The organism is Pseudomonas sp. AC070 (assembly GCF_979258635.1).
In genome coordinates, this window is sequence record NZ_OZ409871.1 from 960,575 (window position 1) to 984,260 (window position 23,686).

Consider the following 23,686-nt stretch of genomic DNA (forward strand, 5'->3'; position numbering starts at 1 on the left):
CGATTCGAGCGTAAAAAAGGCTGCCCAAGGGCAGCCTTTTTTGGGGGCTTTTCGTAGGAGCGAGCTTGCTCGCGGACCTGCAACCGCATTCGCGAGCAAGCTCGCTCCTACCGAGTTGGGCACGCCCCGAGGATAGATGCGTGTCTTACCTTTCACTCCGTCATTCCCGCCTGAATGACGGCGGCTGGAAACATTGCCCGCATCAGTTCTGCGCCACCTTCTGCTCATGCTCTTTCAGCAGTTCCTTGGCATGCGCTACTTCCAACGCTTCCATGGCATTGATGGGCTTGAGCGCGACCGCTTGCTTCAAGTGCTGAACTGCCTTGGCCTCTTCGTCATCGCCATACACGTAGGTAAGCGCGTTGGCATATTCGTAATGGCCGATGGGCAGATTGTCAGCCTGCTTAAACGACTGCGCGAAGTAGGTTTCCATTTTGTCGGCGCTGACGCCGTAGGTCATTTTCCCCACCATTTTCCCAACCTTGCGAATCACGCCGGCTTCGTAGCCGCCGTATAGCGCCAGAGCGAATGGTTGGTCAGGTTGCTTGGCCAGCAGCGCATCAAGCTCTTTCGGAATTTGGCTGGTGTAACCGCGCTTGAGCACGACCGGCACCGACAGCTCTTCACCGAGGCGCGCCTTGGCATACACGCGGCCGAACTGCGCAACCGTGTCGGCTTGCACCAACTCGCCGGCCTTGTCGGTGTAGTCGATGACTTCTTCAAGTAAGCGGTGCTTTTCTTCCTGATTCGGTACCAGGAACATCGCGTAGACCACTTGGGCAAACATCGCCGGCACCTGCCCGCCAACGCCCAAGGCCAGACCTTCTTTTTTGGCCTGGGCGAAGTCGCCTTTGAACACCAGCCGCCAGACGTTTTGTAGTTTTTGCGCGTAGACCTCGGCGTCTTCCGGCGTACCGGTAAAGCCGGCGTTGCCGGCTACGGTCATCTCCAGCGCTTTCGGGTAGCTGGTGGCCATCTTCATGACCCACTGCGCGTCGGGGAACGGATAGTTGTCGCCAAAGCCGCGGGTCAGCTGCGGCCAGGCCTGCCGCAGCTTGTCACCGGAATAGTCGAAGCCGCTCTGATCGTAGGGAAAGGGTTTCCATTGTTCGTCTGCCACAGCCACCAGGCTGCACAGCGTAAGCAGGGCAAAAATAAACGAGCGCATGACAAGTACCTGTTTTTGTTAGAGGTTCACAGGCCCGATCATAGGTCGCAGGGCAGGGCGACCAACCCCCATCCTAGGAATGGCTGTCCTTCTGCTGGAATTGGCGACGGTATTGGTTGGGCGACAATTCTGTGTGCTGACGGAACAACCGCGCGAAGAAGCTGGCATCGTCGTAGCCCACTTCGTAGCTGATGGTCTTGATGCTTTTGCGGGTGGCGCTGAGCAAACCCTTGGCTGTTTCGATCCGTAACCGTTGCAGGTAGTGCAGCGGCTTGTCGCCGGTGGCCGTCTGGAAGCGGCGCATAAAGTTGCGAATGCTCATGCCGTGCTGGCGCGCCACGTCTTCAAAGCGAAACTTCTCGGCGAAGTTTTCTTCCAGCCATTGCTGAATTTGCAGAATGGTCACGTCCTGATGCAGCTTCTGGCCGCCGAAGCCGATACGGCCTGGCGTGTAGTTGCGCTGCACCTCGTAAAGGATGTCGCGGGCGACAGCCTGGGCAACGCTGGCGCCGCAGAAGTGTTCAATCAGATACAGGTACAAATCGCAGGCCGAGGTGGTGCCGCCGGCACAGTACAAATTATCGCCATCCGAAAGATGCTTCTCCTGATTCAGCAGAACCTTGGGGAAGCGTTCGCTGAACTCACGGAAAAAACGCCAGTAGGTCGTAGCCTCTTTGCCGTCTAGCAAGCCGGACTGCGCCATCCAGAACACGCCCATGGCCTCGCCGCAGATCATGCTGCCAGCGGCGTGCTGCTTGCGCAGCCAGGACAGAATTTGCGGGTAGCGCTGGTGCAATGTGTCGAAGTCGCCCCAGTACGCCGGCAGGATGATGATGTCGGCTGGCTCCAGGCCGCCTTCGACCGGCAACACCACATCGCTGAAGCTGCGCGCAGGCTGGCCATCAGGGCTTACCAAATGGATTTCGAAAGCGGGCGTGAGGCCCAACCCCAACTGGCGGCCGTAGCGCAGGCTGGCCATGTGGAAGAAGTCTTTGGCTTGCATAAGCGTGGAGGCGAACACGCCTTCGATGGCCAAAATGGCGACGCGTTTGAGTGCGCTGGGCTGAGCGGTTGGCATGGATGCTTATTCTTATTAGGGGATAGTGGTCAGTGGCTGGCTGGATCGTCTTATTTTTTGTCGCATGTGTCCAGTGCGTCTGAACGTTTGACTGTCCTACAGTCGGCGCCATGCCAATCCCGGCTCCAGACGTATTCAGTGGGTAACAACAATGATTCCAAGAACCCTGTTCAGCTCGGACCACGAGCTGTTTCGTGACAGCGTGCGCAAGTTCCTCGAGCAGGAAGCCGTGCCGTATCACCATCAATGGGAGAAGGACGGACACATTGATCGCGCGTTGTGGAACAAGGCGGGCGAGGCCGGCATGCTCTGCTCGCACGTGCCGGAAGAGTACGGCGGCATGGCGGCGGACTTTCTCTATAGCGCCGTGGTGATTGAGGAGATTAGTCGCCTGGGCTTGAGCGGCATCGGGTTTTCGCTGCACTCGGACATCGTCGCGCCGTACATCCTGCATTACGGCTCCGAGCATCTGAAACTCAAATACCTGCCCAAGTTGGTATCGGGCGAAATGGTCACCGCCATTGCCATGACCGAGCCGGGTGCCGGATCCGATCTGCAAGGCGTGAAAACCACCGCCGTGCTCGATGGCGATGAGTACGTGCTCAACGGCTCGAAGACCTTCATCACCAACGGCTTTCTCGCCGATCTGGTAATCGTCGTGGCCAAAACCGATCCTAAAGCTGGCGCCAAGGGCACCAGTCTCTTCCTCGTTGAAGCGGGCACGCCGGGTTTTTCCAAGGGTAAGCGCTTGGAGAAGGTCGGCATGAAGGCGCAGGACACGTCCGAATTGTTCTTCCAGGACGTACGCATTCCCAAGGAAAACCTACTCGGCCAGGCCGGCATGGGCTTCGCCTACCTTATGCAAGAGTTGCCACAAGAACGCCTGACCGTGGCGCTGGGCGCATTGGCCAATGCCGAAGCTGCTTTGAAGTGGACGCTGGATTACACCCGCGAGCGCAAGGCGTTCGGCAAAGCGATCAGCGACTTTCAGAACACCCGCTTCAAGCTGGCGGAAATTGCGACAGAGGTGCAGGTGGGGCGCGTATTCGTCGACCGCTGCCTGGAGCAGCATCTGGAAGGCAAACTGGACGTGCCGACTGCGGCGATGTGCAAATACTGGACGACCGACCTGCAATGCAAAGTGCTGGATGAGTGCGTGCAGTTGCACGGCGGTTACGGATACATGTGGGAATACCCGGTGGCGCGCTCGTGGGCGGACGCGCGGGTACAGCGCATTTACGCCGGCACCAACGAGATCATGAAGGAGATTATTTCGCGGTCGTTGTGAATTCCTGATGGAACTGAAAAGCCCGGCTGAGTGCCGGGCTTTTTCGTTCTTGCCGGGAATTACGGCGCCGGGTTCGGCTGGGTTTTGTGGATGGCGTCGATTTGTTCCAGCAGCTCGGTACTGAGGGTAAGTTCCGCGCTGGCCAGGTTGCTGCGCAACTGCTCGTTGCTGGTCGCACCAATGATATTGCTGGTAACGAAGGGGCGAGCTGTCACGAATGCCAGCGCCATCTGCGCAGGATCCAGACCATTCTCACGCGCCAACGCGACGTAGCGCGAGCACGCTGCTTCGGCTTGGGGATTGGTGTAGCGCGTGAAGCGGCTGAACAAGCTGATGCGCGCATTGGCAGGACGGGCGCCGCCTTCGTATTTGCCCGAGAGCATGCCGAAGGCCATAGGCGAGTAAGCCAGCAGTCCGCATTGTTCTCTGATCGCCACTTCTGCCAGGCCGACTTCGAAGGTGCGGTTCAGCAGGTTGTAGGGGTTTTGGATCGACACCGCACGCGGCAGGCCCAGTTGCTCGGCAATCTGCAGAAACTTCATGGTGCCCCACGGCGTTTCATTCGACAGGCCGACGTGACGGATCTTGCCGGCCTTCACTTGCTCATCCAATGCTTCGAGGATTTCGGCGATGGGCGTGAAGTCTTCGTCTTTATGTTGATAGCCAAGCTGGCCGAAAAAGTTGGTGCTGCGCTCCGGCCAGTGCAGTTGGTAGAGATCGATGTAGTCGGTTTGCAAACGCTTCAGGCTGGCGTCAACGGCGGCCACAATGTGCGCACGGTTGTGTTTCAGCTGGCCGTCACGGATGTGAGAAATACCATTGCCGGGGCCGGCGATTTTGCTGGCGAGAATCCAGTCGCCACGGTTGCCGCGGGCTTTGAAGTAGTTGCCGATGATTTGTTCGGTGCGGCTGTACGTCTCTGCGCGCGGCGGGACGGGGTACATTTCCGCGGTGTCGATGAAGTTCACCCCGGCGGCGCGGGCGATGTCGATCTGCTCGAAAGCGTGCTCCTGCGTGTTCTGCTCGCCCCAGGTCATGGTGCCGAGACAGATAGCGCTGACGTTCAAATCGGTGCGGCCGAGCTTACGAAACTGCATGAATTTCTCCTCGTGCAAAAGTGACCATCAAATCAGGTTGATATTTTTCCTGCAATCGGCATAATTCCGCAGCTGTTTTCAGCAGGGGATGCCTAGCCTGCTTGAATCCGCCGTACGGACGTGATGACCCGAGCCCCCGATAGCGTCCGTCTCTGGCTGCCTTTGCTTGTCAAAGCGCGCACTATTCAGTAAGATCCGCCGTCTTATTTTCAGGGCGGCCCCTGAGGCTATTAAAGAATGAAAACTTTTACTGCTAAACCGGAAACTGTTAAGCGCGACTGGTTTGTCGTCGACGCTGCAGGTCAGACTCTGGGTCGTCTGGCCACAGAAATCGCTAGCCGTCTGCGTGGCAAGCACAAAGCCGAATACACCCCGCACGTTGATACTGGCGACTACATCGTCGTTATCAACGCTGAGCAAGTGCGTGTAACCGGTGCTAAGACCACTGACAAAATGTACTACTCTCACTCCGGTTTCCCGGGTGGCATCAAATCGATCAACTTCGAAAAGTTGATCGCCAAGGCGCCTGAGCGTGTGATCGAGACCGCGGTTAAAGGCATGCTGCCGAAGAACCCGCTGGGTCGCGACATGTACCGTAAGCTGAAAGTGTACAAGGGTGCTGTTCACCCACACACTGCTCAGCAGCCCCAAGAACTGAAGATTTAACGGAATAGTTCATTATGTCGGCGACTCAAAATTACGGCACTGGCCGTCGCAAGACTGCAACCGCTCGCGTTTTCCTGCGTGCAGGCACTGGCAAGATCTCCATCAACAACCGCACCCTGGAAAACTTCTTCGGTCGCGAAACTGCCCGCATGGTAGTTCGCCAGCCGCTGGAGCTGACTGAGACTGTTGAAAAATTCGACATCTACGTCACCGTTCTAGGTGGTGGTGTAAGCGGCCAAGCTGGCGCGATCCGTCACGGTATCACTCGTGCTCTGATGGACTATGATGAAGCTCTGCGTCCTGCTCTGCGCAAAGCTGGTTTCGTCACTCGTGACGCTCGTGAAGTTGAACGTAAGAAAGTCGGTCTGCGTAAAGCGCGTAAGCGTCCGCAGTACTCGAAGCGTTAATTCGCACTTCGTTCAAAGACGCCCAGTTTCCCAAAGGAACTGGGCGTTTTTTATGGGCGAGAGTATTAATTGCGACAACTTGCCGCACTGGTAAATGCCACGTCCGGCAAGGCTTTCAGCCATTTTGTATCCAGTAATTGCCTTGTCAGAAATGGGGCTTTTCTTTACCATTTGGCAAATTTTTTGCGCGGCTTGAATTTTACTTAGTAGATGCCTGAATAACAGGCCACAAAGCTGATGGGAGACGACTGAATGAGCAATGACGGCGTGAATGCAGGCCGGCGTCGCTTCCTTGTAGCAGCCACTTCGGTGGTTGGTGCTGCAGGAGCGGTGGGTGCTGCGGTCCCGTTCGTGGGGTCATGGTTCCCGAGTGCCAAGGCCAAGGCCGCTGGTGCTGCGGTGAAGGTGAATGTCAGCAAAGTCGAACCAGGTCAGCAGATGATTGCTGAGTGGCGCGGCCAGCCGGTCTTCATCGTTCGCCGTACAGATGAAATTCTGGGCAACCTGACCAAGATCCACGATCGGATGTCTGACCCGGAGTCGAAAGCTTCCGTGCAGCCCACTTATGTCGATCCGACTGTGCGTTCGATCCGCCCGGAAATTCTGGTGCTGGTCGGTATCTGCACCCACCTGGGTTGCTCGCCATCCTTCCGTCCTGAAGTCGCTCCGGCTGACCTTGGCGCTGAATGGGTCGGCGGTTATTTCTGCCCTTGCCACGGTTCGCGTTACGACCTCGCGGGTCGTGTCTATAAATCGCAACCAGCTCCGTTGAATCTGCCAGTGCCGCCTCACTCTTACGAGTCTGACGACGTCATTGTCATCGGTGTGGACCAGGAGAAAGCCTGATGAGCAAATTCATGGAGTGGGTAGATGCGCGCTTTCCCGCCACGAAAATGTGGGAAGACCATCTAAGCAAGTATTACGCACCGAAGAACTTCAACTTCTTCTACTTCTTTGGCTCGCTGGCCCTGTTGGTTCTGGTTAACCAGATTCTGACCGGCGTCTGGCTGACCATGAGCTACACCCCTTCCGCCGAAGAGGCTTTCGCCTCCGTCGAATACATCATGCGCGATGTGGAGTACGGCTGGATTATCCGTTTGATGCACTCCACCGGCGCTTCGGCGTTCTTCATTGTGGTTTATCTGCATATGTTCCGTGGCTTGCTCTACGGGTCGTATCAGAAGCCGCGTGAACTGGTATGGGTGTTCGGCATGTTGATCTACCTGGCGCTGATGGCTGAAGCGTTCATGGGCTATCTCCTGCCGTGGGGTCAGATGTCGTACTGGGGGGCCCAGGTAATCATCTCGTTGTTCGGTGCGATTCCGGTGATCGGCGATGACCTGACTCAGTGGATCCGTGGTGACTACCTGATCTCTGGTATCACCCTGAACCGCTTCTTTGCGCTGCACGTTATTGCCTTGCCAATCGTGATTCTGGGTCTGGTAGTGCTGCACATTCTGGCGCTGCACGAAGTGGGTTCGAACAACCCGCAAGGCGTCGACATCAAGAAATTCAAAGACGAAAACGGCGTACCGTTGGACGGCATTGCTTTCCACCCGTACTACACCGTGAAAGATATCGTCGGCGTGGTCGTGTTCCTGTTCATCTTCTGTTCGATCATCTTCTTCTTCCCAGAAATGGGCGGGTATTTCCTTGAGAAGCCGAATTTCGAAGTAGCGAACTCGTTCAAGACGCCAGAACACATTGCACCGGTTTGGTACTTCACACCGTTCTACGCAATTCTTCGTGCGGTGCCGGACAAACTCCTCGGCGTTATTGCGATGGGTGCTGCGATTGCTGTGCTGTTCGTACTGCCTTGGCTCGACCGTAGCCCGGTCAAGTCCATGCTCTACAAGGGCTGGATGAGCAAAGTCTGGCTGCTGGCTTTCTGCGTGTCCTTCATCATCCTCGGCGTACTGGGCGTTCTGCCGCCTACCGACGAGCGCACGCTGTTGGCGCGTATCTGCACCACGCTGTACTTCGCATACTTCATCCTCATGCCGTTCTACACCAAGCTTGAGAAGACCAAACCGGTTCCGGAAAGGGTGACTGGCTGATGAAAAAGCTATTTGCTGCACTAGTTTTCGCTGTACTGCCGGCCATCGCGTTCGCCAACACTGGCCATGGTCCAGAGTTGGATTCGGTTGATATCGACCTGACCGACAAAGCCGCCATGCAAGACGGCGCGCGTACCTTCGCCAACTACTGCATGGGCTGCCACAGCGCCAAGTTTCAGCGTTACGAGCGCGTTGCCGATGACCTCGGCATCCCGCATGACCTGATGCTTAGCAACCTGGTTTTCACCGGTGCAAAAATTGGCGACCTGATGAAAAACAGCATGTCGCCAGTTGATGCCAAGAAGTGGTTCGGTGCGGCTCCGCCCGACCTGACCCTGGTGGCTCGTGTTCGTGGCAACGATTGGCTCTACAGCTATCTGCGCAACTTCTACGAAGACCCGGCACGCCCTTGGGGTGTGAACAACAAGGTGTTCCCGAACGTGGGTATGCCTAACGTGCTGGTCGGTCTGCAAGGTCGCCAGGTTGTAGGTTGCAAGCAAGTACAAGTGGTTGAGGACGGTAAAAAGCAGTACGACCCACTCACCGGTACTCCGCTGACCCACGAAGCCTGTGACCAGCTCACCATCGTGCCGAAGACTGGCAAGTTGAACGAAGCTGAGTTCGACGAGAAGATCAAAAATCTTGTGACCTTCCTCGCCTACTCGGCAAACCCAGTGAAGCTTAAAAGCGAGCGCATCGGTACTTACGTGCTGCTGTACTTGGCCTTCTTCTTTGTGTTCGCGTATCTGCTGAAGCGTGAATACTGGAAGGATGTGCACTAAGTAACTGGTATTCTCCGCTGTCGACTTGCGCGCCCAATTGGGCGCGCACGTTTTTCTGCTTCAGATAACTTTAACAAGCGAGGAGGATCGCCATGGGCGTGACCAACCGGTTGGCCTGCTACTCCGACCCCGCCGATCACTATTCCCATCGCGTACGTATCGTGCTCGCCGAGAAAGGTGTTAGCGCGGAGATCATCAACGTCGAACCCGGGCGCACGCCGCCCAAGCTGGTAGAGGTCAATCCTTACGCCAGTCTTCCTACGTTGGTGGACCGTGATCTGGCGTTGTACGAGTCGACGGTCGTGATGGAATATCTTGACGAGCGTTACCCACATCCACCGCTCTTGCCGGTATACCCGGTGGCTCGCGCGAACAGCCGTTTGCTGATGCACCGCATTCAGCGTGACTGGTGCCTGTTGGTGGACCAGATTCTCGATCCGCGTAGCAAAGAGCCGGCGCGTGTTCAGGCTCGCAAAGAACTGCGCGAGAGCCTGACCGGCGTGTCGCCATTGTTCGCCGACAAGGCTTATTTCCTCAGTGACGAGTTGAGTTTGGTAGATTGTTGCCTCTTGCCGATCCTGTGGCGGTTGCCGATATTAGGCATCGAACTGCCCAAGCCGGCGAAACCGCTGCTCGATTACATGGAGCGCCAGTTCGCCCGTGAGGCCTTCCAAATCAGCCTGTCGGGTGTAGAGCGCGATATGCGCTGAAGCTGAAGGAGCTTTTGATGAACTCCAGTCGTCCGTATCTGATTCGCGCTTTATACGAGTGGATCGTTGATAACGATTGCACACCGCATCTGTTGGTAAACGCGGAATACCCGAACGTGCAAGTGCCGCAAGGTTTTGCCAATGACGGTCAGATTGTCTTGAATGTATCGCCTAGCGCCGTTCGCCATTTGCACATGGATAACGAGGCGGTGAGCTTCGAAGGGCGTTTCGGTGGCATCGCGCATACCTTGTTCATTCCGGCCTCTGCCGTGTTGGCAATTTACGCGCGGGAAAACGGCCAGGGCATGGTTTTCGATCTGGAGTCGCCGGTGGCTGACGAAGAGCCAGACGATGATCCGGATGACGACGGCCCATCAGGTTCCGAGCCACCGCGTCCAAGCGGCCGGCCGAGCTTGAAGGTGGTCAAGTAAGGCGTCGGCGGGTTTCGCGCAACATGAAACCCGACCCAATAAAAAAGGCGATCCGAAGATCGCCTTTTTTATTGCCTGCGAATCGACTTAGTCGACGTACTCGAACAGCTTCACGATCTTCTGAACGCCCGATACGCCTTGGACCAGGTTGGTCGCCAGTTGCGCTTGCTGACGGCTTACCACGCCAAGCATGTAAACGATGCCGTTCTCGGTGATCACCTTGATCTGCGAACTCGACACGCTGCTGTCGGCGAGCATTTCGGTTTTGATTTTGGTGGTTAGTAGCGCGTCATTGCTGCGCGCCAGCGCCGAGGAGGGCGCGGTCACTTGCAGTTCGTTGTAAACCTTGCGCACGCCTTGTACGGAGCGAGCAGCTTGCTCGGCAGAGGCTTTCAAGTCCGCACGTGGTGTTTGCCCTGCCAGCAGCACGATGCCGTTGTAGCTGGTAACAATGATGTGCGAGCCGTTGGCCAAATCAGGACTGGCCTGTTTGATTTTCTGCTCGACGTTCGACGGGATGAATTGGTCATCGATCTTGTTGCCGAACGAACGGCTGCCGCACCCGGAAAGCACCAGGGTGATGGCAAGGGCGGCAAGGATTAATGGCGAACGGGTCATTCTTCACTCCCAAACAGTTGGCTATCAATCAGGTCGCACAAGCAGTGGATGGCCAGCAAGTGGACTTCCTGAATGCGTGCGGTAACTTTCGATGGAACACGGATTTCCACGTCTTCTGGCAGCAGCAGCGAGGCCATGCCGCCGCCGTCGCGGCCGGTGAGGGCGACGACGATCATCTCGCGGTCGTGAGCGGCCTGGATGGCCTGGATGACGTTGGCGGAGTTGCCGCTGGTGGAGATGGCCAGCAGTACGTCTCCAGGCTGGCCTAGGGCGCGAATCTGCTTGGAAAACACTTCGTTGTAGCTGTAATCGTTGGCGATCGAAGTAATGGTCGAGCTGTCAGTAGTCAGCGCGATGGCCGGCAGGCTTGGGCGCTCGCGTTCGAAGCGGTTAAGCAGCTCGGACGAAAAGTGCTGCGCATCGCCGGCCGAGCCGCCGTTGCCACAGGTGAGAATTTTGCCTTCGTTGAGCAGGGCTTGGACCATGACCAGACTGCCGTGCTCGATGTAGGGAATCAGCACTTCCATGGCTTGCTGTTTGGTTTCGATACTGGCTTGAAACAGCTGGCGGATACGGGCTTGCATGTCCATCGGAATGACCTTCAGTGTGGCTGCTGATCAGGTGGGCCAGGGTAATGCTGGCGCCTGCCTGTTACAGGTAAAAATCGCTCGGCGCCGCAGTCGCTGCTGGCTGTGCCGAAACCAGGTTCGGTCTTGCACTAACTTGCTGCCGCACAGCGTACTGCCGGCAATCGATTGTGTTGGTTCAGGCTGATTCAGGTGTCAAACGCGTTGCGAATCCAATTCAGGCGGCTCGCCTGGGTGTCGGCCGTATTGATGGCTACGACATCGAAACGGCACGGATGTTTGGCCCAGCGAGGTTGCTGCTGAAGAAAGCTGCTGGCGGCGATTATCAGCTTCTGCTGCTTGCGGCCATCAACGCTCTCAACGGCGCCACCCCAGGCGCTATGCCGGCGGGCGCGAACTTCGACGAATACTACTGTATCGCCGTCCAGCATGACCAGATCGAGCTCGCCGCCCTTACAGCGCCAGTTCTTGCTTAGCAGCTTCAAGCCGTGCCGGCGCAGGTGCTCGAACGCCTCTGCTTCGCCTTCACGGCCTGCTGTTTGCGTGCTGGCAGCGATCAATCAGAAGCCGCTATCGGGCAGGCGCTGAACGGTGCCGTCGCGGAACTCGGCCCATGGCAACTGGCGCTCAACGCGTTGGCTGGCGGTGAGGCTCAGGCTGCCGGACAGGCCGTCGACGCGGCTTTGCGGCAATGCCTTGAGCTCGGTTAGGCGCGGTGCCAGGCGATACGCGTCCACGCCCATGGCGTACAGACGGCCGAGGCTGCCAGCGGCCTGGGGCCATTGGCCGCTGACTTGCTGGCGCAGTGGGTCATTGGCGTCGAGCAACCACGGCGTTTCGCAGAAGCGGATGCCGTTCAGATCCTGATACTGCGCCGGATTGCTGCCGCCGGTGAACAGGTGCGAGGTGGCGTACACCGGCACATCGCCAGCGTACTGGAAGGCCAGCGTCGGCTTGATCTGTTGGGCTTGCTGGGGCGTGGCGGCGAGGAAGATGAAGTCAATGTCCTGGCGGCGGGCAGGCTGCGCGGCAACCTGCGTGCCCAGCACGCTTTGCAAGCGTTTGGCGCGGGCTTCGCTCTGACGCAGCTGGAACAGGTCGGCAATTTGCTGAGCCAGTTCTACCGGTTGGTCGACGTGCTCAGCAGCGATCAGGCTGCCGCCCTTGGCTTGCCAGCTCTGGCGGAAAGCGTCCAGCACGCGGTCGCCCCATTCGCCACGCGGAACCAGGGCTACAGCGCGACGCATACCGTCATCCCATGCGCGGCGCGACACTTCGCGCGCTTCGTCTTCAGCAGCCAGGCCGAACTGGAACAACTGCGGTGGACCTTCGCGGCCGACGTCGCTGTAATTAAGCGCCAGGGTGGTGATCGGCAGTTGCTCGCGATCGCTCAGTTGCTTGACCAGATTCTTTTCCAGCGGGCCGACGACGAGCTGCACCCCCGCTGCCTGCGCCTGGCGGTAGAACTCGTCCATCGAGGCCAGGCGCGAGCTGTCGTACAGCTCAATGCTTGGCGGATTCTGGCCTGCTTGTTGGGCCTGGAAATGCGCGGCCATAAAGCCGTCACGGAGGGCGCGGGCCACCGAGGCCAACTGGCCGTCTTGCGGCAGAAGCAGAGCTATTTTGGTCAGCGGCTGGCTGGCCAGCTCTTTCAATTTGGTCAGCGGAGCAGGCAGATGCTCGGCTGCTGGATGCTGCGGATTCTGTTGGCGCCAGGCATCAATTGCCGCTTGCTGCTGTTGCAGCGTGCCAGCGGTTTTGACCACGTTCGCCAATTGCAGCCAGCCGGCGAGGTCAGCATCGCCACCGCCTTGCAGTTGATCGGCCGGCAAGGCGGACACCAGTGCCCAGATGCGCTCGTGATTGTCGACGGCTGGGTCGCCGCTCAACAAGGGGGCGATGAATACGCGCTCGCGGGCCGCAGCGAGCGTCTGACCATCGGCTTCCAGCGCTTGGGCGCGAACGAGTTGAGTGCGTACTTGCTGTTCAACCGGCAGCTCGGCCAGGCGTTGCATACCGGGTTGGTCCAGCGCTGCCAGGGCGTTTTTCGGTTTGCCACGGGCCAGTGCCAACTCGGCGCTCAAGGTGCCTGCGAACACTTGCTGCGCCGGTTTTAGCGTGGCGATTGGAACCTGATCGAGAATTTGCGCGGCGCGGCCAACGTCCTTCTGTTGATAGGCCTGATCGGCGGCGGCCAATCGCAGCGATGCCGCTTCTTCCGGCTTTGCTTCGGCCGCCTGCTGCAGCAATTGCTCAATGCTGGCCTGTGGCGTGCGTGGCAATTCGCCAAGGGTGGAGGACGGCGAGCTTGAGCAAGCGGCCAGGAGAGCGGCAAGGCTGATAGCGAGGAGCGGGCGCAGGCCGGCGGTCAGGCGGTTGATCATGTAGACGTTCCTGGTACTTGATCGAAGAGGGCGGATTGTACCCAAGGGGCACCCCAGGCGCGATGTCGATGCTGTGAATCGGGCTACAATGCGCGCTTTCCGAGATTTAAGAGGTGTGCGTTGTGACCACTCAGGGTGCTTTGAATTCCACCGCCGGTACCCTCTATGTGGTCGCCACACCCATCGGCAACCTAGACGATATCAGCGCTCGGGCGTTGAAGATTCTGCGCGACGTTGCGCTGATTGCCGCTGAAGACACGCGTCATTCCATGCGTCTGATGCAACATTTTGGCATTCCTACACCGCTGGCGGCCTGCCATGAGCACAACGAGCGTGATGAAGGCAGTCGTTTTCTATCGCGCCTGCAGGCGGGTGATGACGTAGCGCTGATTTCTGACGCGGGTACGCCGCTCATTTCCGATCCGGGCTACCACCTGGTGCGACAAGTGCGCGCCGCTGGCATAAAAGTGGTGCCGGTGCCGGGGCCTTGCGCGCTGATCGCTGCGCTGTCGGCGGCTGGGTTGCCGTCTGATCGATTTATCTTCGAGGGCTTCTTGCCCGCCAAAGCGGTCGGCCGCCGGGCGCGGTTGGAAGCTGTAAAAGAAGAGCCGCGCACATTGATTTTCTACGAAGCGCCGCACCGTATTCTCGAATGCCTGGAAGACATGGAACTGGTGTTTGGCGGCGAGCGCGTGGCGTTGTTGGCGCGTGAGTTGACCAAGACATTTGAGACATTGAATGGCCTGCCGCTTGCTGAGTTGCGCGCCTGGGTGGCGGGCGACAGCAACCAGCAGCGCGGTGAATGCGTGGTGTTGGTGGCCGGTTGGCAGGCGCCGGAAGGCGAGGAGGCGGTAAGCGCCGACACCCTGCGCGTGCTCGATTTACTGCTCAAGGAAATGCCACTCAAACGCGCGGCTGCCGTGGCGGCGGAGATCACTGGGGTGCGCAAGAACCTGCTCTATCAGGTGGCCCTGGAACGGCAATAAAGGATTTCGGCTTGTTCTAACAGGAGGCTGCCGCTACCCTAGGCGGCGGAGAGTCGATTGGACAGTCGCTGCCTCGTTTCGTTCACGCGAGCGGGGGGGAGGAAAGTCCGGGCTCCATAGGGCGGAGTGCCAGGTAACACCTGGGAGGCGCGAGCCTACGGAAAGTGCCACAGAAAATAACCGCCTAAGCACTTCGGTGCCGGTAAGGGTGAAAAGGTGCGGTAAGAGCGCACCGCGCGTCTGGTAACAGTTCGTGGCTAGGCAAACCCCACTCGGAGCAAGACCAAATAGGGTTCCATGGCGTGGCCCGCGTCGGAACCGGGTAGGTTGCTAAAGGCGTCCAGTGATGGCCGTCGTAGAGGAATGACTGTCCTCGACAGAACCCGGCTTACAGATCGACTCTCCACCTCCTTCCGCTGTTTCGTTTTACCTCCCGTCGCTGCATTTCTAAATCCGAAAAAATCTAACTCTTAAGAAGTTACTTTAACTTCGAAGCGCAGCTCATTGAGCAGGCTCGCGTACACCCCTCGAAACACCCCTGAAACCGCCTTTCATCGCCCCCAAAAGTTCGCTAAATCACCGTCCCATAAGGATTTTTCCCTTCAAGCGCGCCTTGACGGTGGGGTAGCTGCGTTCCTATAGTGTGCCGAAGTGGTACAAAGTGGTACGAAGTGGGTTTTTTAGGCATGGAAAGCTAGTAAAAAAGGGGAAGCGCTGTCGTGTTTCGCGGAGCTAACGCAATCAGTCTCGACGCCAAAGGGCGCCTCGCGATGCCAAGTCGGTATCGGGACGAGATCGTGTCGCGTTCGGCTGGCCAGCTCATCGTTACCATCGACGCCATTGACCCCTGCCTCTGTGTCTACCCGCTGCCTGAGTGGGAAATCATCGAAACCAAACTCCGTGAGCTGCCATCGCTGCGTGAAGAAAGTCGTCGCCTGCAGCGTTTGCTGATTGGTAACGCGGTGGATATCGAGCTCGACAGCGCCGGCCGCTTCCTGGTGCCGCCGCGTTTGCGCGAATACGCCAAGCTCGACAAGCACGCGATGCTGGTGGGGCAACTGAACAAATTCCAACTGTGGGACGAAAACGCCTGGAACGCGCTTGCTGATGCGGACCTGGCAGCCATTAAACAGCCGGGCGGTCTGCCGGACGAATTGCGTGATCTGATCCTGTGACAACCCCAACTAGCAGCGGCTTTCGCCACATCACCGTATTGCTCGACGAAGCCGTAGAAGCTCTCGCCGTGCGCGCGGACGGCTGCTATGTGGATGGCACGTTTGGCCGTGGCGGACACAGCCGGTTGATCTTGCAAAAGCTCGGGCCAGGTGGACGGCTCCTCGGATTTGATAAAGACCCTCTGGCGATTGCGACCGGAGAAGCGCTGGCGGCCGAAGACGGCCGCTTTGTCGTTGTGCAGCGCAGTTTTGCCGAGCTGGGCGAAGCCGTCGCTGAGCGCGGCGATGCGGGCAAAGTATCCGGCATTCTGCTCGACCTCGGCGTGTCGTCGCCGCAGCTGGACGACGCCGAGCGCGGCTTCAGTTTTATGAACGACGGCCCGCTCGACATGCGCATGGACCCCACCCGTGGCGTCAGCGCCGCGCAGTTCATTGCTACTGCGGCCGAAGAAGAAATTGCCCGCGTCTTTAAAGAGTATGGCGAAGAGCGTTTCGCCAAGCGCATGGCGCGCGCTGTGGTCCAGCGCCGCGAGGTGCAGCCGTTCGAGCGCACTGGCGATCTTGCCGAGGTATTAAAGGTAGCGAACCCAGCGTGGGAGAAGGGCAAGAACCCGGCGACTCGTGCTTTCCAGGGTTTGCGCATTCACGTGAATAACGAACTGGGCGATCTGGAGCGTGGCCTGCAAGCGGCCATGGACGTGCTCGAAGTGGGCGGTCGTCTGGTGGTGATCAGCTTCCACTCGCTGGAAGACCGCATCGTCAAATTGTTTATGCGCCGTCTGGAAAAAGGCGAGGCGGACAAACTCCCGCGCAACCTGCCCGTGCGCGTCGAGCGATTCGAACCGAAAATTCGCACCATCGGCAAGGCTCAGTTCCCATCCGACGCTGAGCAATCGGCCAACCCGCGCTCGCGCAGTGCGGTCATGCGTGTTGCGGAGAAGTTGCGTTGAGCCGCTCCTTCGCCAAGCCGCTCCCGGCCGGCAGCACTGTGCTGCTGCTTCTATTTATCGCGGTATTGGTTTCGGCCATCGCCGTGGCTTACAGCGCGCACTGGAATCGCCAGTTGCTCAACTCGCTGTATGGCGAACTCAGCGTGCGCGACAAAGCGCAAGCCGAGTGGGGCCGCCTGATTCTCGAACAAAGCACCTGGACCGCCCACAGCCGCATCGAAACCCTTGCCAGTGAACAGCTGAAAATGCGCATTCCTGAGCCAGCCGAAGTTCGGATGGTGGCGAAATGATGAAGCTTGAAGGCGCTCTCTATCCGTGGCGGTTCCGCGTGGTTCTGGGCCTGCTCGGAATCATGGTCGCTGCCATCTGCTGGCGCATCATCGACCTGCAAGTGCTCGACCACGCTTTCCTGCAAGGCCAGGGCGATGCCCGTAGCGTGCGTCACGTACCGATTCCTGCGCACCGCGGCCTGATCACCGACCGTAACGGCGAGCCATTGGCCGTGAGTACGCCGGTCACCACGCTGTGGGCCAACGGCAAAGAACTGCAAGCCGGCAAAGACCGCTGGCCAGCGCTGGCCGCCGCCCTGGGGCAAGAGCCAAAAGCCTTTGCCGCCCGGTTGGAGGACAACGCCGGACGCGAATTCATGTACCTGGTGCGGGGCCTGACCCCGGAGCAGGGCCAGTCCGTGCTCGACCTCAAAGTGCCAGGCGTCTACTCCATTGAGGAGTTTCGTCGTTTCTACCCGGCCGGCGAAGTGACAGCGCACGTAGTTGGCTTCACTGACATCGACGACCACGGCCGCGAAGGCGTGGAGCTGGCGTTTGACCAATGGCTGTCGGGCGTACCCGGCAAGCGTGAAGTATTGAAAGACCGTCGCGGCCGTCTGATCAAAGACGTGCAAGTGACCCGCAACGCCAAAGCCGGTAAGGCCCTGGCGCTGTCCATCGACCTGCGCCTGCAATACCTGGCCCACCGCGAGCTGCGCAACGTGGTTACCGAGTTCGGCGCCAAGGGCGCGAGCCTGGTAATGCTCGACGTGAAAACCGGCGAAGTGCTGGCCATGGTCAACCAGCCGACATACAACCCCAACAACCGCCGCAATCTGCAGCCGGCGATGATGCGCAACCGCGCCATGATCGACGTGTTCGAGCCGGGTTCCACCGTTAAACCGTTTTCCATGAGTGCGGCGCTGGAAAGCGGGCGCTGGAAGCCGACCGATACGGTTGACGTGTACCCCGGCACCCTGCAAATCGGCAAATACACCATCCGCGACGTTTCCAAGAACGAAGGCGTGCTCGACCTTACCGGCATCCTCATCAAGTCCAGTAACGTCGGCATCAGCAAAATCGCTTTCGATATCGGCGCCGAGCCGATTTACAACGTTATGCAGCAAGTTGGCCTCGGCCAGGACACCGGCCTGGGCTTCCCCGGCGAGCGCGTCGGTAACCTGCCAAATCACCGCATCTGGCCAAAAGCTGAAACCGCGACCCTGGCCTACGGCTACGGTCTGTCGGTGACCGCCGTGCAACTCGCCCATGCCTATGCGGTGCTCGCCAACAATGGCCGCAGCATTCCCATGACCATGACCCGTGTTGATGGCCGCACTCAAGATGGCGTGCAGGTCATCCCAGAAAACACCGCAAAAACCATTCAAGGCATGCTTCAGCAAGTGGTCGAAGCGCCAAGCGGCGTGTTCCGCGCCAAGGTGCCGGCTTACCACGTCGGCGGCAAATCCGGTACGGCGCGTAAGGCCACGGTCGGCACCAAGGGTTACACCCAGAACGCCTACCGCTCGCTGTTCGCCGGCTTCGCCCCGATCAGCAACCCGCGCATCGCCATGGTGGTCGTGGTTGACGAACCGAGCACCGGCGCCTACTTCGGCGGCCTGATCTCGGCCCCGGTATTCGGCAAGGTCATGGCCGGCGCCCTGCGCCTGATGAACATCGCCCCAGACAACCTGACCCCGGCTGACGTTGCGCCCGCCGTGGCGCTCTCTATTCCTCGGGAGTTAGCGCGCTAATGCCAATGCCACTGAACCAATTGCTGCCACAAGCCGAGAGCTCGGTGCTGATCCGCGAACTGACGCTGGACAGCCGCAAAGTGCGTCCCGGCGACTTGTTCCTGGCCGTGCCCGGCGGGCAGCAAGATGGCCGCGTGCACATCAGCGACGCCATTGCCCGTGGCGCTGCCGCCGTTGCCTATGAAGCCGAAGGCGCGCCTGTTATCGACGCCCAGGGCGCAGAACTGGTGGCCTTGAAGAATCTGGCCGGTCAGTTGTCCGCCATCGCCGGCCGCTTCTACGGCGAGCCGAGTCGTGGCCTGCATCTGGTGGGCGTAACCGGCACCAACGGTAAAACCAGCATCAGCCAATTGGTGGCCCAGGCCCTGGATCACTTTGGCGAGCGCTGCGGCATCGTCGGCACCTTGGGCACCGGTTTCCATAATGAACTGGAGCAAGGCCGCCACACCACGCCAGACCCCATCGGTGTGCAAGCGGTGTTGGCCAACCTGAAACAAGCTGGCGCTCGCGCCGTGGCGATGGAAGTGTCGTCGCACGGTCTGGACCAAGGCCGCGTCGCTGCCCTGACCTTTGACGTGGCGGTGTTCACCAACCTGTCGCGCGACCACCTGGACTATCACGGTTCCATGCAGGCCTACGGCGAAGCCAAAGCCAAGCTGTTCCGCTGGCCGACCCTGCGCTGCCGCGTGCTGAACCTGGACGACGCCTTCGGCCGCGAACTGGCCGCCCAACAGCATGAGTCGCGCCTGATCACCTACAGCCTCGAAGACCGCAACGCCTACCTGTATTGCAGCGAAGCGGTGTTCGACGACCACGGCGTGCGCGCCAAGCTGGTCACGCCCAAAGGCGAGGGCAGCCTGCGTTCGTCCCTGCTGGGCCGCTTCAACCTGAGCAACCTGCTCGGCGTAGTCGGCGCGCTGCTGGGCCTGGATTACCCGCTGGACGAAATTCTGAAAGTGCTGCCGAAACTGGAAGGCCCGGCCGGTCGCATGCAGCGCCTGGGCGGCGGCACCCAGCCGCTGGTGGTGGTCGACTACGCCCACACGCCAGACGCGCTGGATAAAGTACTGACCGCCCTGCGTCCCCACGCCACCGGCAAACTGCTGTGCCTGTTCGGCTGTGGCGGCGACCGTGATCGCGGCAAACGTCCGCTGATGGCCGAAGTGGTTGAGCGCCTTGCCGATGGCGTGATGGTGACCGACGACAACCCGCGCACCGAATCGCCCGAGCAGATTTTCGCCGACATCCGCGCCGGTCTCACCGCGCCGGAGAAAGCCCAGTTTGTATACGGTCGCGGCCAGGCCATCGCGCAACTGATTGCCAGTGCCGATGCCGCCGATGTGATCGTGCTGGCCGGAAAAGGCCACGAGGATTACCAAGAAATCAACGGCGAGCGCCAACCGTTCTCCGACCTGCACCAAGCCACCACGGCCCTGGCCGCCTGGGAGGCCGCTCATGCTTAAAGCCTTGCGGTTGAGCGAAGTGGTCAATGCCCTCAATGGCTGCCTGGTCGGCGCCGACGCGACGTTTAGTGCAGTGAGCACCGACAGCCGCGCGATCAAGCCGGGGCAGCTGTTTATCGCCCTGACTGGCCCGCGTTTCGACGGCCACAGCTATTTGCAGGAAGTCACGCAGAAAGGCGCGGTCGCTGCGCTGGTCGAGCGTGAAACCGTTGGCGTCAGCATTCCGCAATTGGTGGTAGCCGACACTCGCCAGGCGCTAGGCCAACTCGCCGCGCTCAATCGTCAGGCCTACACCGGCCCCCTGGCTGCCATCACCGGTTCCAGCGGTAAAACCACGGTCAAGGAAATGCTCGCCAGCATTCTGCGCGCCGGCATCGACGGCGCCGTTCTGGCCACCCGTGGCAATTTGAATAACGACCTTGGTGTGCCGTTGACCCTGCTTGAGCTGGGCGCGGAGCACAAAGGCGCGGTGATTGAGCTGGGCGCCAACCGGGTCGGCGAAATCGCTTACACCGTAGCGTTGGCCAAGCCGCACGTGGCGGTGCTGAACAACGCCGGCACCGCCCACATCGGCGAGTTCGGCGGCGCCGACAAAATTGTCGAAGCCAAAGGCGAAATCATCGACGGTCTGAGCGCCAGCGGCACCGCGGTGCTCAACCTCGACGACAAAGCCTTCGGCATCTGGCAAGCCCGTGCGGGCGAGCGCAAGGTGCTGACCTTCGCCCTGAGCAACAGCGCCGCCGACTTCTACGCCAGCGACCTCGGCCGCGATGCCCGTGGTTGCCCGTTGTTCACCCTGAATAGCGCGCAAGGCAGCGCCAAGGTGCAGATCAATCTGCTCGGCACCCACAACATCGCCAATGCCTTGGCGTCAGCAGCAGCCGCCGCTGCGCTTGGCGTGCCGTTGGTCAGTATCGTGGCGGGTCTTGAAAATGTGCAGCCGGTCAAAGGCCGCGCCGTAGCGCAGTTGGCGACTAATGGCGCCCGGGTGATCGATGACACCTACAACGCCAACCCGACTTCCATGTGTGCCGCCGTTGATATACTCGCGGCCTTTTCCGGCCGCACCGTTCTGGTTCTGGGCGATATCGGCGAGCTGGGCGAGTGGGCTGAGCAAGGCCACCGCGATGTCGGCGCTTACGCCGCCGGAAAAGTCGATGCTCTTTATGCCGTCGGCCCGAACATGGCCCACGCCGTGGCCGCTTTCGGCGCCAATGGCCGGCACTTTGCTGATCAGGCCAGCCTGATCGCCGCCGTCAGTGCCGAGCCAGGCAACACCACCATTCTAATTAAAGGATCGCGCAGCGCAGCGATGGAAAACGTCGTTGCCGCTTTGTGCACCGCTCAGGGGAGTCATTAAATGCTGCTGCTGTTGGCCGAGTATCTGCAACAGTTCTACAAGGGCTTCGCGGTCTTTCAATACCTGACCCTGCGCGGGATTCTGGGTGTATTGACCGCGTTGTCGCTGTCGCTGTGGCTGGGCCCCTGGATGATTCGCACCCTGCAGATTCGTCAAATCGGCCAAGCCGTGCGCAACGATGGTCCGCAGTCGCACCTGTCCAAATCCGGTACGCCGACCATGGGTGGCGCGCTGATTCTTTCCGCCATCGCCATCAGCACCTTGCTCTGGGCTGATCTGACCAACCGCTACGTGTGGGTGGTGCTGATCGTGACCCTGCTGTTCGGCGGCATCGGCTGGGTGGACGACTACCGCAAAGTCATCGAGAAAAACTCGAAAGGCCTGCCGAGCCGCTGGAAGTATTTCTGGCAGTCAGTGTTTGGCCTGGGCGCTGCCGTGTTCCTTTATATGACGGCCCCGAGCGCAGTCGAAACGACGTTGATCGTGCCGATGCTCAAAGATGTCAGCATCGCGCTGGGCGTCGGTTTCGTGGTGCTGACCTACTTCGTGATCGTCGGCTCCAGCAACGCAGTGAACCTGACTGACGGCCTCGACGGTTTGGCGATCATGCCCACCGTGATGGTCGGCGGCGCGCTGGGCATTTTTTGCTACCTGTCGGGCAACATCAAATTCGCTGACTACCTGCTGATTCCGTACGTACCGGGCGCGGGCGAGCTGATCGTGTTCTGTTCGGCGCTGGTGGGTGCGGGCCTGGGTTTCCTCTGGTTCAACACCTACCCGGCACAAGTCTTCATGGGCGACGTCGGCGCGCTGGCGCTCGGCGCTGCGCTGGGCACCATCGCCGTGATCGTGCGCCAGGAAATCGTGCTGTTCATCATGGGCGGCGTGTTCGTGATGGAAACCCTGTCGGTGGTGATTCAAGTGGCTTCGTTCAAGCTCACCGGCAAACGCGTGTTCCGCATGGCGCCGATCCATCACCACTTCGAACTCAAAGGCTGGCCTGAGCCGCGCGTGATCGTGCGTTTCTGGATCATCACCGTAATTCTGGTGCTGGTCGGCCTCGCCACCCTGAAACTGCGTTAAGGACAAGGACCCCAATGAGCCTCATCGCTACTGACCACTTCCGCATCGTTGTCGGCCTCGGCAAGAGCGGCATGTCCCTGGTGCGCTTCCTCGCGCGCCAAGGCATCCGCTTTGCCGTGGCCGACACCCGTGCGAACCCGCCGGAGCTGGCCGCCATTCGCGCCCAGTACCCGGAGGTGGAAGTGCGTTGTGGCGAACTGGACGTTGAGTTCCTCTGCCGCGCCGATGAGCTGTACGTGAGCCCGGGCCTGGCCTTGGCCACCCCGGCGCTGCAAGCGGCCGCCGCCCGTGGCGTGAAACTGCTGGGCGACATCGAGTTGTTCGCCCGCCACGCCAAGGCGCCGATTGTCGCCATCACCGGCTCCAACGCGAAAAGCACCGTCACCACTCTGGTGGGCGAGATGGCCGTGGCGGCTGGCAAGCGTGTGGCGGTCGGCGGCAACCTCGGCACCCCGGCGCTGGATCTGCTCAGCGACGACGTCGAGCTGTACGTGGTCGAGCTGTCGAGTTTCCAACTGGAAACCACCGACCAGTTGAACGCTGAAGTCGCCACCGTGCTGAACATCAGCGAAGACCACATGGACCGCTACAGCGGCCTGCCGGCCTATCACCTGGCCAAGCACCGGATTTTCCGCGGCGCTCGGCAAGTGGTGGTGAACCGCCAGGACGGTTTGTCCCGTCCGCTGATTGGCGAAAACACACCGTGCTGGACCTTTGGCTTGAACAAGCCCGACTTCAAAGGCTTCGGTCTGGTGGAAGAGCAGGGCGAGAAATTGTTGGCCTTCCAATTCGAAACGCTGATGCCGGCGCGCGAGTTGAAAGTGCGCGGCGCCCATAACCAAGCCAACGCCCTGGCGGCCTTGGCGCTCGGCCATGCCGTCGGCTTGCCGTTTGAACCGATGCTGCAAGCGCTACGCGAATTTACCGGCCTGGCGCATCGCTGCCAGTGGCTGCGTGAGCGTGACGGCGTGAGTTATTACGACGATTCGAAAGCCACTAACGTGGGCGCCGCGCTGGCGGCCATCGAAGGTTTGGGCGCGGACATCGCCGGCAAGCTGGTGCTCGTTGCCGGCGGCGATGGCAAAGGTGCGGACTTCTCCGCGCTGCGCGCGCCGGTCGCTGCCCATTGCCGCGCTGTGATTCTGCTCGGTCGCGACGCGCCGCTGTTGGCCGACGTGCTGGCCGATACCGGCGTGCCGCTGATTCGCGTCACCTCGCTGGATGAGTCGGTCACCAAGGCCGCCGAACTGGCTCAGAGCGGCGATGCCGTGTTGCTCTCGCCCGCGTGCGCAAGTCTGGACATGTTCAAGAATTTCGAAGAACGCGGGCGCCTGTTCGCCCAGGCCGTCGGGGGGCTCAACTGATGCTCGCTC

The 23,686-nt window shown here is 59.9% G+C and carries 24 protein-coding genes and 1 other RNA gene; 18 read left to right on the top strand and 7 right to left on the bottom strand.

Going from position 1 to position 23,686, the window contains the following annotated elements:
• Positions 1–202: 202 nt before the first annotated feature.
• Entirely contained in the window at positions 203–1,168 is a 966-nt protein-coding gene (locus ACZZ0Q_RS04210; RefSeq protein ID WP_463539977.1) for a hypothetical protein, read from the bottom strand.
• A gap of 73 nt (positions 1,169–1,241) precedes the next feature.
• Complete coding sequence (locus tag ACZZ0Q_RS04215) at positions 1,242–2,147, bottom strand: GlxA family transcriptional regulator (protein WP_463542242.1); 906 nt, start codon at positions 2,145–2,147, stop codon at positions 1,242–1,244.
• A 250-nt stretch (positions 2,148–2,397) separates the two neighbouring features.
• Here ACZZ0Q_RS04215 and ACZZ0Q_RS04220 point away from each other — a divergent pair, with 250 nt between their 5' ends.
• On the top strand, positions 2,398–3,534 hold the full coding sequence (locus ACZZ0Q_RS04220) for an acyl-CoA dehydrogenase family protein (protein ID WP_463539976.1): 1,137 nt from the start codon (positions 2,398–2,400) through the stop codon (positions 3,532–3,534).
• Between the two features lie 59 nt (positions 3,535–3,593).
• Here the strand turns inward: ACZZ0Q_RS04220 and ACZZ0Q_RS04225 are convergent, their stop codons facing one another.
• On the bottom strand, positions 3,594–4,631 hold the full coding sequence (locus tag ACZZ0Q_RS04225; RefSeq protein WP_463539975.1) for an NADP(H)-dependent aldo-keto reductase: 1,038 nt from the start codon (positions 4,629–4,631) through the stop codon (positions 3,594–3,596).
• Positions 4,632–4,868: 237 nt separating this feature from the next.
• On the opposite strand from ACZZ0Q_RS04225, the gene rplM reads away from it, so the two are divergent.
• From rplM to ACZZ0Q_RS04260, 7 genes are all read left to right on the top strand, one after another.
• Complete coding sequence (gene rplM / locus ACZZ0Q_RS04230; protein ID WP_110616662.1) at positions 4,869–5,297, top strand: 50S ribosomal protein L13; 429 nt, start codon at positions 4,869–4,871, stop codon at positions 5,295–5,297.
• Between the two features lie 14 nt (positions 5,298–5,311).
• Positions 5,312–5,704 (top strand): 30S ribosomal protein S9, encoded by a 393-nt coding sequence (rpsI, locus tag ACZZ0Q_RS04235; RefSeq protein WP_122452435.1) that lies wholly within the window; start codon positions 5,312–5,314, stop codon positions 5,702–5,704.
• Positions 5,705–5,956: 252 nt separating this feature from the next.
• Positions 5,957–6,550 (top strand): ubiquinol-cytochrome c reductase iron-sulfur subunit, encoded by a 594-nt coding sequence (petA, locus tag ACZZ0Q_RS04240; protein WP_122494293.1) that lies wholly within the window; start codon positions 5,957–5,959, stop codon positions 6,548–6,550.
• Positions 6,550–7,761, top strand: coding sequence for a cytochrome b (locus tag ACZZ0Q_RS04245; RefSeq protein WP_463539974.1), 1,212 nt, complete (start codon positions 6,550–6,552; stop codon positions 7,759–7,761). Before petA ends, ACZZ0Q_RS04245 begins: the two co-directional genes overlap by 1 nt.
• Entirely contained in the window at positions 7,761–8,543 is a 783-nt protein-coding gene (locus tag ACZZ0Q_RS04250) for a cytochrome c1 (protein ID WP_122494290.1), read from the top strand. Before ACZZ0Q_RS04245 ends, ACZZ0Q_RS04250 begins: the two co-directional genes overlap by 1 nt.
• Positions 8,544–8,635: 92 nt before the next feature.
• Positions 8,636–9,253, top strand: coding sequence for a glutathione S-transferase N-terminal domain-containing protein (locus tag ACZZ0Q_RS04255; RefSeq protein WP_463539973.1), 618 nt, complete (start codon positions 8,636–8,638; stop codon positions 9,251–9,253).
• Between the two features lie 17 nt (positions 9,254–9,270).
• A complete protein-coding gene (locus tag ACZZ0Q_RS04260; protein ID WP_122494287.1) occupies positions 9,271–9,684 on the top strand; it encodes a ClpXP protease specificity-enhancing factor in 414 nt (137 codons plus the stop codon).
• A gap of 87 nt (positions 9,685–9,771) precedes the next feature.
• On the opposite strand, the gene ACZZ0Q_RS04265 is transcribed toward ACZZ0Q_RS04260, so the two are convergent.
• From ACZZ0Q_RS04265 to ACZZ0Q_RS04280, 4 genes are all read right to left on the bottom strand, one after another.
• Positions 9,772–10,302, bottom strand: a complete 531-nt coding sequence (locus ACZZ0Q_RS04265) for a BON domain-containing protein (RefSeq protein WP_122494286.1) — start codon at positions 10,300–10,302, stop codon at positions 9,772–9,774.
• On the bottom strand, positions 10,299–10,892 hold the full coding sequence (locus ACZZ0Q_RS04270; RefSeq protein WP_122452443.1) for a phosphoheptose isomerase: 594 nt from the start codon (positions 10,890–10,892) through the stop codon (positions 10,299–10,301). The genes ACZZ0Q_RS04265 and ACZZ0Q_RS04270 overlap by 4 nt, the downstream gene beginning before the upstream one ends.
• A 185-nt stretch (positions 10,893–11,077) precedes the next feature.
• Entirely contained in the window at positions 11,078–11,449 is a 372-nt protein-coding gene (locus ACZZ0Q_RS04275; protein WP_122494284.1) for a YraN family protein, read from the bottom strand.
• Complete coding sequence (locus ACZZ0Q_RS04280) at positions 11,450–13,261, bottom strand: penicillin-binding protein activator (RefSeq protein WP_463542241.1); 1,812 nt, start codon at positions 13,259–13,261, stop codon at positions 11,450–11,452. It abuts the gene before it with no gap.
• Positions 13,262–13,395: 134 nt separating this feature from the next.
• On the opposite strand from ACZZ0Q_RS04280, the gene rsmI reads away from it, so the two are divergent.
• The 10 genes from rsmI to murD all read left to right on the top strand — a co-directional run bounded on the left by rsmI (position 13,396) and on the right by murD (position 23,677).
• Complete coding sequence (rsmI, locus tag ACZZ0Q_RS04285; RefSeq protein WP_122494282.1) at positions 13,396–14,259, top strand: 16S rRNA (cytidine(1402)-2'-O)-methyltransferase; 864 nt, start codon at positions 13,396–13,398, stop codon at positions 14,257–14,259.
• Positions 14,260–14,308: 49 nt separating this feature from the next.
• An RNA gene (gene rnpB, locus ACZZ0Q_RS04290) (RNase P RNA component class A) lies at positions 14,309–14,666 on the top strand.
• Positions 14,667–14,978: 312 nt separating this feature from the next.
• Positions 14,979–15,434 (top strand): division/cell wall cluster transcriptional repressor MraZ, encoded by a 456-nt coding sequence (gene mraZ, locus ACZZ0Q_RS04295; protein ID WP_122452446.1) that lies wholly within the window; start codon positions 14,979–14,981, stop codon positions 15,432–15,434.
• Positions 15,431–16,384 carry a 16S rRNA (cytosine(1402)-N(4))-methyltransferase RsmH gene (gene rsmH / locus ACZZ0Q_RS04300; RefSeq protein WP_463539972.1) on the top strand — a complete coding sequence of 318 codons (954 nt, stop codon included), beginning with the start codon at positions 15,431–15,433 and terminating at the stop codon, positions 16,382–16,384. Before mraZ ends, rsmH begins: the two co-directional genes overlap by 4 nt.
• Positions 16,381–16,674, top strand: a complete 294-nt coding sequence (gene ftsL / locus ACZZ0Q_RS04305) for a cell division protein FtsL (RefSeq protein ID WP_122494278.1) — start codon at positions 16,381–16,383, stop codon at positions 16,672–16,674. The genes rsmH and ftsL overlap by 4 nt, the downstream gene beginning before the upstream one ends.
• Positions 16,671–18,407, top strand: a complete 1,737-nt coding sequence (locus tag ACZZ0Q_RS04310) for a peptidoglycan D,D-transpeptidase FtsI family protein (protein ID WP_463560319.1) — start codon at positions 16,671–16,673, stop codon at positions 18,405–18,407. The genes ftsL and ACZZ0Q_RS04310 overlap by 4 nt, the downstream gene beginning before the upstream one ends.
• Positions 18,407–19,870 carry a UDP-N-acetylmuramoyl-L-alanyl-D-glutamate--2,6-diaminopimelate ligase gene (locus ACZZ0Q_RS04315; RefSeq protein ID WP_463539971.1) on the top strand — a complete coding sequence of 488 codons (1,464 nt, stop codon included), beginning with the start codon at positions 18,407–18,409 and terminating at the stop codon, positions 19,868–19,870. Before ACZZ0Q_RS04310 ends, ACZZ0Q_RS04315 begins: the two co-directional genes overlap by 1 nt.
• Positions 19,863–21,230: a UDP-N-acetylmuramoyl-tripeptide--D-alanyl-D-alanine ligase gene (locus ACZZ0Q_RS04320; RefSeq protein ID WP_463539970.1), complete on the top strand. Its 1,368-nt coding sequence runs from the start codon at positions 19,863–19,865 to the stop codon at positions 21,228–21,230. The genes ACZZ0Q_RS04315 and ACZZ0Q_RS04320 overlap by 8 nt, the downstream gene beginning before the upstream one ends.
• Entirely contained in the window at positions 21,231–22,313 is a 1,083-nt protein-coding gene (mraY, locus tag ACZZ0Q_RS04325; RefSeq protein ID WP_122494271.1) for a phospho-N-acetylmuramoyl-pentapeptide-transferase, read from the top strand.
• Positions 22,314–22,327: 14 nt separating this feature from the next.
• A complete protein-coding gene (gene murD / locus ACZZ0Q_RS04330) occupies positions 22,328–23,677 on the top strand; it encodes a UDP-N-acetylmuramoyl-L-alanine--D-glutamate ligase (protein WP_463539969.1) in 1,350 nt (449 codons plus the stop codon).
• Positions 23,678–23,686 lie beyond the last annotated feature (9 nt).